Annotated in this window: 10 protein-coding genes; 3 read left to right on the forward strand and 7 right to left on the reverse strand. The window is 62.7% G+C overall.

The window, feature by feature from the left end:
* Positions 1-575 precede the first annotated feature (575 nt).
* The 3 genes from C1D09_RS24590 to C1D09_RS24600 form a co-directional block, all read right to left on the reverse strand.
* Positions 576-839, reverse strand: a complete 264-nt coding sequence (locus C1D09_RS24590; RefSeq protein WP_143976694.1) for a DUF6074 family protein — start codon at positions 837-839, stop codon at positions 576-578.
* Positions 840-1,047: 208 nt separating this feature from the next.
* A complete protein-coding gene (locus C1D09_RS24595; RefSeq protein ID WP_143976695.1) occupies positions 1,048-1,344 on the reverse strand; it encodes a DUF982 domain-containing protein in 297 nt (98 codons plus the stop codon).
* A 182-nt stretch (positions 1,345-1,526) separates the two neighbouring features.
* Positions 1,527-1,805, reverse strand: coding sequence for a hypothetical protein (locus tag C1D09_RS24600; RefSeq protein ID WP_246135863.1), 279 nt, complete (start codon positions 1,803-1,805; stop codon positions 1,527-1,529).
* A 252-nt stretch (positions 1,806-2,057) separates the two neighbouring features.
* On the opposite strand from C1D09_RS24600, the gene map reads away from it, so the two are divergent.
* The 3 genes from map to C1D09_RS24615 all read left to right on the forward strand — a co-directional run bounded on the left by map (position 2,058) and on the right by C1D09_RS24615 (position 4,859).
* Positions 2,058-2,885 carry a type I methionyl aminopeptidase gene (gene map, locus C1D09_RS24605; protein ID WP_095772828.1) on the forward strand — a complete coding sequence of 276 codons (828 nt, stop codon included), beginning with the start codon at positions 2,058-2,060 and terminating at the stop codon, positions 2,883-2,885.
* 56 nt (positions 2,886-2,941) lie between these two features.
* Positions 2,942-3,703, forward strand: coding sequence for a RadC family protein (radC, locus tag C1D09_RS24610; RefSeq protein ID WP_143976696.1), 762 nt, complete (start codon positions 2,942-2,944; stop codon positions 3,701-3,703).
* 355 nt (positions 3,704-4,058) lie between these two features.
* The gene (locus C1D09_RS24615; protein ID WP_143976697.1) at positions 4,059-4,859 is read left to right on the forward strand and encodes a hypothetical protein; all 801 of its coding nucleotides are present in this window, start codon (positions 4,059-4,061) and stop codon (positions 4,857-4,859) included.
* 183 nt (positions 4,860-5,042) lie between these two features.
* On the opposite strand, the gene C1D09_RS24620 is transcribed toward C1D09_RS24615, so the two are convergent.
* The 4 genes from C1D09_RS24620 to C1D09_RS24635 all read right to left on the reverse strand — a co-directional run.
* Positions 5,043-5,921, reverse strand: coding sequence for an SMP-30/gluconolactonase/LRE family protein (locus C1D09_RS24620; RefSeq protein ID WP_143976698.1), 879 nt, complete (start codon positions 5,919-5,921; stop codon positions 5,043-5,045).
* Positions 5,922-5,957: 36 nt separating this feature from the next.
* Entirely contained in the window at positions 5,958-6,920 is a 963-nt protein-coding gene (gene kce, locus C1D09_RS24625; RefSeq protein ID WP_019858519.1) for a 3,5-dioxohexanoate:acetyl-CoA acetone transferase, read from the reverse strand.
* Positions 6,917-7,864, reverse strand: coding sequence for a 3-hydroxyacyl-CoA dehydrogenase (locus tag C1D09_RS24630; RefSeq protein ID WP_143976699.1), 948 nt, complete (start codon positions 7,862-7,864; stop codon positions 6,917-6,919). The genes kce and C1D09_RS24630 overlap by 4 nt, the downstream gene beginning before the upstream one ends.
* Before the next feature lie 10 nt (positions 7,865-7,874).
* Positions 7,875-8,483: SDR family oxidoreductase (locus C1D09_RS24635; protein ID WP_143976700.1), on the reverse strand; the 609-nt coding region annotated here is incomplete at its 5' end.

The raw sequence follows: 8,483 nt of genomic DNA on the forward strand, positions 1-8,483 counted from the left end.
AAATTAGAGAGCACGCATATATGAAGGAACGGCTAAAAAGTTCGTTTCAATTTTGATGAGGGCTTCGATTGGCTTCAAACAGGGGGCCGTCGGCTGATCGGTGCATGCAGACGTCTCGATAAGCAACAAACTCACAAAGCGCTGGAACCTCAGCACTGTGCGGCACCGTCCGCCTGGGCAACAGCCTTCGAACTACATGTTGCTGGCAGGACGAATCGGAGGCGGTGGGCGATGCTCGGGCTTTGGCCGCGATCTGAAGGGAATGTCCGCCAAGGATGCGCGAACCGGCTTGATGGACGGCGATGGGGGATTGGCACGGCGCTTCAGCAGCCCACCCGATATCTTGGCAACGAGGTCTCGCATTTCCATGGGGCGCTCCTCCCGAGCAGCCCCCCGCCACCTGACCATTAGCAACGAAGCGCATTCCGCGCATTTAACTTTGATGTATCGAGGTCAGGCAATGTCGCTTCGATACCAGCCTCATCGGGCACCCGTCTCCGCCCGTTGACGGTTACCGCGTCCTCGGCCTGGACAACAAAGCCGTAGCCTGGTGCTGCCTGGAAGGAATATCTTCTTCAGGCGGAAAGAATTGGAGCCGACTCTGTCGCCAGTCCAGCCGAAAGCTCTCTCTGCACGGCCAGGAAAAACCTCCGCACTTCATCACTGGCTGTTGCCCTGTCCCTGCCCGACCCGACAACAAGGTCGAGCAACTCGGCTGCTTTAGCCCTCCAGAACGAGGCCGCGGGCTCGCCATGCAGATTGTCCAGCTTGGCTGCAACTTCCCTGACCAAGAACAGCTGACGGTCGATCGGGAATGCACGGACTTTTTCTGGGGACATCTTCCAAACCTGAACTGACGCAACGAATCAACCATTGCTGAACAAGCAATGGCGTAGCCGCCAAGGTGGAAACGGAAGCTTAACGCCGATGTCGATGCATCATCCTGCGAGGAAATGCAGATGATGATCTCGGAACGAGATCACCACGCACATTCAGGCAAGTTGGCTGAGAAACGGAGTTGGTCGATCGGAACGGGCGAAGCAGCTCTCAGGCGCGCAGCACGCTTGCCTCGCCGCCACGCTTGCGCGGCGCCATCATGTCACTGGCCATCAGTCCGGTGACACGGCAGAACGCCATGAACGCCCGGCAGGCGTCCTCGGTCTTGACCACGTCCACCGTGGCGCCGAAGCAGGCATTGAAGGCTTTCTGATACACTGGTCCCTGCCGGCGTGCCGGCCAGTCCTGGAGAAAATCCAGCGCCTGCTCGACGCTATAGATCTCCTCGACGGGCAAGCCGGGGCCTTGCGCAATGCGCACCGGCACCTCGAATTGCAATCTATCCATCCGCAAATCTCCAGAACCCGTCGCCCAGGCAACGCCGTTCGTCGTCAAAAGTTGCTTTGCCCATTCAGTGCCACGCAAATGTGTCGTCACTGCGGAAATGGCCCTTCTTTGTCGGCAGACGGGCCGAGCAAAGTCCTGCGGGCACCAGCCGGTCCGGCAGAACTTTTCACTCCACGGCGCCCCTATTGATTGGCCGGGTCGGTCTCCGCACCGAAAGCCATGCGCACCACTGTCAAGAGAACATAGGCCGACGGCAAGGCGAACAGGGCACCAAGGACGAGCGCCCCGGTTCCCGACAGATAGAGTGTCGCGGCGATCGCCCAATAGACGGTTCCGATACAGATGAACGCTTGGACGGATAGAAAGGAAGCCGCCGAGGCCCACGCGTCAGGCTTTTGAATGTCTTGATACGTTGTTGCATTGCAATGATCCGGAAATGACGCGCCATGCAACCGCTGCACGGCTGAAGGCCGTCGCACCGGTCGCAACGCAAATGCTTGGAATGGAGACGAACGTGCGATCCTGGACCGCTAACGCACAGCCGGAAAGGAAAACCGTGCAAAACCGATAGAAATTGCTCCGACGAGACGAATATCCCGCCGGCTAAGGCCGCACCAGCCAGTTCTGCCTTGAACCTTTTGCCCTCAAGTGCCAAATCTGGCGGGATACAGACGCCAGCACTCCTCCAGCGCCCACCCTTCTACACGGAAAAAATGGTCACCTATCTCGACGCCGCGACGGCCCCTCTCAGAAACACCGGCCAGATCCGCCTCTATGGCGAGGACGGCTTTGCCGGCATGCGCAAGGCATGTGACCTTACAGCCCGCTGCCTGGACGCGCTGGTGCCGATGGTCGCGCCCGGCGTCACCACGGACGCCATCGACCGTTTCGTTTTCGAGTTCGGCATGGATCACGGCGCGCTGCCGGCGACGCTCAACTATCGCGGCTACACGAAATCGTCCTGCACCTCGATCAACCACGTCGTCTGTCACGGCATTCCCGACAACAAGCCGCTGAAGGATGGCGACATCGTCAACATCGACGTCACCTACATTCTCGATGGCTGGCATGGCGATTCCTCGCGCATGTATCCGGTCGGCACCATCAAGCGCGCGGCCGAACGCCTGCTCGAGGTCACCCATGAATGCCTGATGCGCGGCATCGCCGCCGTCAGGCCCGGTGCCCGCACCGGCGCCATCGGCGCCGCCATCCAGACTTTTGCCGAAGCAGAGCGCTGCTCGGTGGTGCGCGACTTCTGCGGCCATGGCGTCGGCCAGCTCTTCCACGACGCCCCGAACATCCTGCACTATGGCAGCGCCAATGAAGGCGTCGAGATGCGGCCCGGTATGATCTTCACCATCGAGCCGATGATCAATCTCGGCCGGCCCCATGTGAAGGTGCTGTCGGATGGCTGGACGGCGGTGACGCGCGACCGTTCGCTGTCGGCACAGTACGAGCACACGATCGGCGTGACCGACACGGGCTGCGAGATTTTCACGCTCTCGCCCAAGAACCTCGACCGGCCCGGCCTGCCGGCCTGATATTTTAACACGTCGGGCGACCGTCTTGCCCGACTGATTGGCTGGATGCGGGGCTGATGGGCAAGGCCAGCGACGAAGACGAGCGGAGTTTCTTCTCCGAAGTGCCGGTTCGGCCAGCGGCGAAGGCGAGGGCCGCTCCGGCCGAAAAGCCTGGATATCTCGGCCACCGCGACCGTTTGCGCGAGCGCTTTGCCTCGGCGGGTCCAGACGCCCTGCCCGACTATGAACTTCTGGAGCTTTTGCTCTTCCGGCTGATCCCGCGCGCCGATACCAAACCCGCCGCCAAGGCATTGCTGGCGCGCTTCGGTACGCTGGCCGAAGTGCTTGGCGCGCCGGTCAACCTGCTGCGGGAGGTCAAGGGCATCGGGCCGGCGGTGGCGTTCGACCTGAAGGTTGTCGCTGCGACAGCGCAACGCATGGCGCATGGCGAGGTGCACGGCCGCGAAGTCCTTTCGTCCTGGACACAACTCCTCGCCTATTGCCGCTCGGCCATGGCCTTCGAGGCGCGCGAGCAGTTCCGCATCCTGTTCCTCGACAAGAAGAACGTGCTGATCGCCGACGAGGTGCAGCAGACCGGTACTGTCGACCACACGCCCGTCTATCCCAGGGAAGTGGTCAAGCGCGCGCTCGAACTGTCGGCCACCGCGATCATCCTGGTTCACAACCACCCGTCAGGCGATCCGACGCCGTCGCGCGCCGATATCGAGATGACGAAAGAGATCATCGAAGCGAGCAAACGGCTGGGCATCGGCGTGCACGACCACATCATCATCGGGCGTAAGGGATACGCCAGCATGAAGGGCCTGCTGCTGATCTAGACTCAGGCCCCAACCAATACGACAACCACCTCGTCTTCGCTGAGAGCAACGCCGTGGTGTCCCTGCCCGACGGCATTGGGGCAGGCTTGTCGTCATCGAGTTCCCCTATTCCAACGCGTTTCCGACCGCGACTGACAGGCAGGACCATGGTCCTGGGTGGCATGGGACTTCAGTAGCGCAGCGACGTCACAGCGCTTATTTTCACGAAATATCAATAAGTTAATCCACAACCCAATATCAGGATCGCGCATTGCGACCGCATTTGTCTAAAGTTTACTCCGTACGATTAGTGGATTCTCATATTACGCTGGTCTAGCGCGGTTGGGCGGAGGCGGCGATTCCTCGAGGAGACCCCATGACAAACCGAAAAACTCTGTTCGCGGCGCTTGCCGCATTGGCGCTTCTGGCGTCGCCGGCGCTCGCCGGGGCCGGCGGCAACGGGCACGGTGGCGGCAATGGTGGCGGCAACGGCAATGGCGGGGGCAACGGCAATGGCGGCGGCAATGCCGGCGGCAATGCTGGCGACAATGGCAAGGACAACAGCGGTGCCTCGCATGGCAAATCTGCGTCGGCCCCGGGACGTGTTGGCAAGATCGATGCCGACGCAACGACCGACACCACGGTCGACACGACCACCCAGGTCGCATCCGTGCCGAAGGAGAAAAACATCCATGCCAAACTCGGCCGGCTGAACTCCCTGCAGCGCAACATCAACGCCTATATGAATTCCAAGAGCAAGAAATTCGCTGCCATCCAGGCCTTCGTGACACAGTCCGCGAAAGCCAAGGTTGCCCAGGCCGCGGCTGAGACGGCAGCAGCCACGGCGGCCGCCGCGCAGGCCCAACTGGATAAGCTGAATGCACAACTCACCGCGCTGCAGGCTGATCCCAACGCCACGGCCGCGCAGATCCAGGCTGTGAAAGATCAGATCACCGCCCAGCAGGCCGTTGTCGACGCCGACAACGCGGCGGCGGACCAGGCTCAGGCGGCGGCTGCCACGGCGGCTGTCGGCACCGATCAGGCATCGCTCGATGCAGCGCTGACGGACATGGCCAACAAGCCCGTCGACCAAGACGTCACCGCCTGGGCGCAAGGCGTCCTTGCAGACAAGATCGACCAGATGGCTACCAAGATCGAAGCGCAGACGACGCCTTAGGCGTCGACCGGAACGGCAATAGCAAGGCCGACGGCGGCCTTGCTATTTCTTGCCCAAGAAGAACTCGCACCCTCGTCCTGTCAGACACGAAATCCAGATCGTCGCGCGTAGCGACACCGGTCCGCCTACCGGACTCGGCACCATGCCGACTGTCAATTTCGGCCTGGGGAGCTGCCCAGCCCGTCAGCCGCCAAATCGCGGCTCAGGAACGCCCGTCACGCCCAAGCCGGTGATGGCGAACAGGCTGCCGCGCAGGACACCGTCGCCGGGAAAGCGCGGCAGCGGCGGCTTGGCCATCGAGGTGACATAGAGCGTGTCGAGCTTCGGCCCGCCGAACATCACGCTGGTGATCTTCTTCACCGGCATGTCGATGATGCGATCGACGGTGCCGTCCGGCGCGTAGCGCACCAGGCGGCCGTCATAGACCAGCGCATTCCAAAGATACCCCTGCGCGTCGACGGTCGAGCCGTCGGCCGCGCCGCCCTTGCTTGTGTCGACGCGCACGAACGTGCGGCGGTTGGTGGCAACGCCGGTAGCGATGTCGTAGTCGTAGGCCCAGATCTCGCCGGTCCAGGTATCGGCGAAATAGAAGGTGCGGTCGTCCGGACTCCAGCATGGGCCGTTGGAGCAGATGATACCGGAATCGATCCTGGTGACGGAGAAATCCGGATCGAGCCGATACAGCCCGCCTGAAGGCCCCTCCTCCATCGTATCCATCGAGCCGGCGAAGAAACGGCCGCGCCGATCGACCTTGCCGTCATTGAGACGATTCATCGGCCTGTCCGGCTCCGGATCATGGATCAGCGTCACCTCACCGGTGGCGAAATCGAGCAGATGGAAGCCGCGCTGCAGCGAGACGACCGCGCCGCTGCCATCCTTGCGCAGCGCCATAGAGCCTATCTTCATCGGCACGTCCCAGGAGCGGATCTCGCCCCCATCGGCGGTGGCGCGGAACACGCGCCCGTCGAAACTGTCGATCCAGTAAAGGCGCTCCTGTTCGACGTCCCACAACGGGCCTTCGCCCAACGTCGTCTTCACATCCACCACGACTTCGATCTTCATGCCATCCTCTGTATCGGTGTGCAGCGATTGGCCGCGTCAGAAGGCGACCTTGTCGCCGCCCTTCAGGGACAGGATCTCGCGCGCCTCGTCAGGCGTCGCCACCTCCATGCCAAGCCCCTCGATGATCTTGCGCGCCAGCAAGACCTGTTCGGCGTTCGACTTGGCGAGCTTGCCCTTGCCGGCCCACAGGCTGTCCTCCAGCCCAACGCGGATGTTGCCGCCGAGTGCTGCCGATTGCGCGGCGATGCGCAGCTGGCTGGCGCCGGCGCCCAGCACCGACCAGCGGAACTGGTCGCCGAACAACCGGTCGGCGGTGCGCTTCATATGGGCGACGTCTTCGGGATGGGTGCCGATGCCGCCGAGCAGGCCGAACACCGACTGCACGAAGAACGGCGGCTTCACCAGCCCGCGATCGGCGAAGTGGGCGAGGTTGTAGAGATGGGCGATGTCGTAGCACTCGAACTCGAAACGCGTGCCATTGTCGTAGCAAGTCGCCAGAATGTACTCGATGTCCTTGAACGAGTTGCGGAAAACAAGGTCGCGCGTCGCCTCCAGATGCGGTTTTTCCCAGTCGAACTTGAAGGTCTCGTACTTGTCGGCGAGGTGATAGAGCCCGAAATTAATGGAGCCCATATTGAGTGAGGCGACCTCCGGTTTGAATTGGGCAGCGGGGCGCACGCGCTCCTCGACCTTCATGTAGGGGCTGCCACCGGTGGTGATGTTGATGGCGGCATTGGTCCCTTGCTTCACGCGCGGCAGGAAGCGGGCGAACGCCTCCGGTGTCTGGTCGGGCTTGCCGGTTTCCGGGTCTCGCGCGTGCAGATGCAGGATCGCGGCACCGGCCTCCGCCGCGGCGATCGCCTCCGAGGCGATCTGGTCCGGCGTGATCGGGAGATAGGGCGACATCGTCGGCGTATGGATCGCGCCCGTCACCGCACAGGTGATGATGACCTTACCCTTGGCCGCCGATGCGCCTGATTTGCGGCTGGTCTCTTTCATTGTCCGAACTCCCGATCTGATTTCTTCTTGTGTGCCGCCAGTGCCATCAGCCGGCGATCCCGCCAGACCTGCCGGTCACCCAGATTTTCCCTCGGCAGGCGCTTGCTGCGCTCGGCCTCGACCGTTTTCATGACTTCCCCCGCCCAGTCGACGCGGCGCAGCATCTGCGGGAAGATGTTGGAATAGATGCCCTGGTAACGATCGACATAATCGCGCACGCCGCCGGGTGCGTTGAGGTCGATGGTCTCGAACGGTCCCATGAAGGACCAGCGCAGCGCCAACCCATCGCGAATGCCTATATCGACATCCTCGACACTGGCGTAGCCGTCCGCGACAAGCCGGAAAGCCTCCTCCAGCAAGGCCCCTTGCAGGCGGTTCATGATGAAGCCGTCGAGCTCGCGCCTCATCACCAGCGGGGCATGGCCGGCATCGATGAGGAAGGCGCGCGTCTTCGTCAGCGTCTCGGCGGAAGTCCACGGTGCCGGCACCACCTCTGCCGCGGGAATGAGATAGGGCGGGTTGATCGGATGCACGACCAGGCAGCGGTGCCGGCCCTGCAGATGGTCGGTGAATTTCGACGGCAACAGCGCCGAGGCGGAGCTGGCGATGATCGTTTGCGGCCCGGCAAGCCTGTCGATCAGCGAGAAAACCGCCCGCTTCACATCGAGATTTTCTGGCGTGTTTTCCTGCACATGGGTTGCGCCGGCCAGCGCCTCCGCCAGCTCGGCAGCGATGGCGATGCGGCCAAGTACGGTGTCGACGGATTGCCCGCGCAGCAGGTCGTTCGCGGAGAGATCGCCGAGCACGCCCTCTATGTAGTCGCGCGCGCCACCCGTCGCGGCAGGCGACTGGTCCCACATGCGCACATCATGGCCGGCGCGGGCAAAGCTGATCGCCCAGGCCCGCCCAATGAACCCGCTTCCGACAATCGCGACAATGGCCATGGATCGATCCTCAAAGTGTTTCGACGTTGCCGTCGACGCCGAGCGACTGGCCGGAAATGTTGATGCCCGCATCGGACAGCAGGAACGCCACCATCGAGGCTACGTCATAGGGGCTGGTCATGCGTCGCAGCGAGATGTTCTGCAGATATCGCCCGGTCATCTCCTCGTGGCTGATGCCGACCTGTTTGGCGCGTGCCGCGATGACGCCTTCGATGCGCGGCCCCTCGATAATGCCGGGCAGGATGGCATTGACCCTGATGCCGTGCGGCCCAAGCTCCTTGGCGAGGCTCTGGGTGAAGCCGATGACGCCGAATTTGGCCGCCGAATAGGGCGTGCGGAACGCGTAGCCATGCCGGCCAGCCGCCGACGACATCGACACGATCGAGCCGCCGCCGGCTGCCTTGATCAGCGGCACGGCGCGTCGCGCGCAGAGGAATTGGCCGGTGAGGCAAATGTCGATGCAGCGCCGCCAGTCGTCCGGTTCGATCTCGTCGACACCGCCGGTGGGCCCGGCAATGCCGGCATTGTTGATCAGCGCGTCGAGCCCGCCGAGTTTCTCCTTGACTGTCTCGAACAGACGGTCGACGTCCTCGTCTCGCGATACATCGGCCTTGACCGC

Source organism: Mesorhizobium intechi, assembly GCF_002879535.1.
Lineage (GTDB): Bacteria > Pseudomonadota > Alphaproteobacteria > Rhizobiales > Rhizobiaceae > Mesorhizobium > Mesorhizobium intechi.

Coding starts and splice junctions, on each gene's coding strand:
- C1D09_RS24590 (WP_143976694.1), bottom strand. CDS start 839: ATGTCCCCAGAAAAAGTCCGTGCATTCCCGATCGACCGTCAGCTGTTC.
- C1D09_RS24620 (WP_143976698.1), bottom strand. CDS start 5,921: ATGAAGATCGAAGTCGTGGTGGATGTGAAGACGACGTTGGGCGAAGGC.
- C1D09_RS24615 (WP_143976697.1), top strand. CDS start 4,059: ATGACAAACCGAAAAACTCTGTTCGCGGCGCTTGCCGCATTGGCGCTT.
- C1D09_RS24595 (WP_143976695.1), bottom strand. CDS start 1,344: ATGGATAGATTGCAATTCGAGGTGCCGGTGCGCATTGCGCAAGGCCCC.
- map (WP_095772828.1), top strand. CDS start 2,058: ATGGTCACCTATCTCGACGCCGCGACGGCCCCTCTCAGAAACACCGGC.
- C1D09_RS24630 (WP_143976699.1), bottom strand. CDS start 7,864: ATGGCCATTGTCGCGATTGTCGGAAGCGGGTTCATTGGGCGGGCCTGG.
- radC (WP_143976696.1), top strand. CDS start 2,942: ATGGGCAAGGCCAGCGACGAAGACGAGCGGAGTTTCTTCTCCGAAGTG.
- kce (WP_019858519.1), bottom strand. CDS start 6,920: ATGAAAGAGACCAGCCGCAAATCAGGCGCATCGGCGGCCAAGGGTAAG.